Source organism: Stenotrophomonas sp. Ste96, assembly GCF_024519495.1.
In the GTDB taxonomy this organism is placed as follows: Bacteria; Pseudomonadota; Gammaproteobacteria; order Xanthomonadales; family Xanthomonadaceae; genus Stenotrophomonas; species Stenotrophomonas bentonitica_A.
The window spans coordinates 1-934 of the sequence record NZ_JALJRX010000035.1 but is presented as its reverse complement, the minus strand read 5'-3'; the positions used below and the strand labels follow the sequence as shown (position 1 = coordinate 934).

Genomic DNA, 934 nt, shown 5'->3' with positions numbered 1-934 from the left:
GGCGTGTCGTCGGCATAAACCGGAACATAGTCCATGCCCATCGAGTCCTTCTTGGGCACCGGCGAGGTGTCCGGCAGACCCATGGGATTGCGGTAATAGAGCACCTTGCGTTCCGCGGCCGGCGCCTCGGCGGACGTGGCTGCGGTCGGGGAATCATTCGTTGCGCGGCCAGCCATCCAGCCGACGGCGAGGGCGGCGACTGCGAAGCCGATGGCGAGCGACAGGGTCTGGACACGGGTCATCGGATCTCTCCTTCGATAGCGCGCACGGCGGCGGCGCCCAACAGTTCGTCACGCAGTGCATCGACCCGTGCGAGGTCGGCGCCCTGCCATTCATTGAGTGCTTCCAGCAGCGTTCCGAAGTCGACTTCGCCAACCTGGTAGCTGGCCAGCGCGGATTGCCAGGTGGCGTCGGCCTGCGGCAGCAGCGTGTTCTCGATCAGCCCGCGGCGCTCGCGTGCGCTGGTCCACTGCGACCATGCGGTGGTGCTGCGTTCCTCGACGGCCCGTAGCGTGGCGTCCATGCGTGCCAGCGCCGCGTCTTCGAGCAGGCGTGATTCGCGCTCGCGCTCGCGGCGCGCACGCTGCTGGAACGGGATCTCGACTTCAAGCATCAGCTCTGTGCTCTCGATGCCATTGCCGAGCTGCATCGCACCCACGCCGAGGGTGAGGTCAGGAAAACGGTTGCGACGCTCCAGCACCACGTTCGTGCGCGCGGCGTCGGCGCGGGCCTGCTGTGAGCGCACCGCGGGGTGCGCGTCGGCGCCATCCAGCGCCTCGGCGAGCGAGGCGCTGTGAACGGTCAGACGCGGCGCTTCATCGGGAGTCACCAGCGGTGCATCGGAACGGCGCCCCAGCACGGCGTTCAAGGTTGCGGCCGCCTCCTGCTTGGCCGCGAGGCGTTCGATCCGCTCGCGCTTGAGGCTGGTCTGCTC

The 934-nt window shown here is 68.4% G+C and carries 1 protein-coding gene and 1 pseudogene; both read right to left on the bottom strand.

Going from position 1 to position 934, the window contains the following annotated elements; translation table 11 throughout:
- A pseudogene (locus OC373_RS18695) lies at positions 1–242 on the bottom strand (HlyD family secretion protein); the annotation flags it as partial.
- The coding region (locus tag OC373_RS18690) for a TolC family protein (protein WP_261998276.1) at positions 239–934 on the bottom strand (696 nt) is incomplete at its 5' end. The gene OC373_RS18690 and the pseudogene OC373_RS18695, both read right to left, overlap by 4 nt.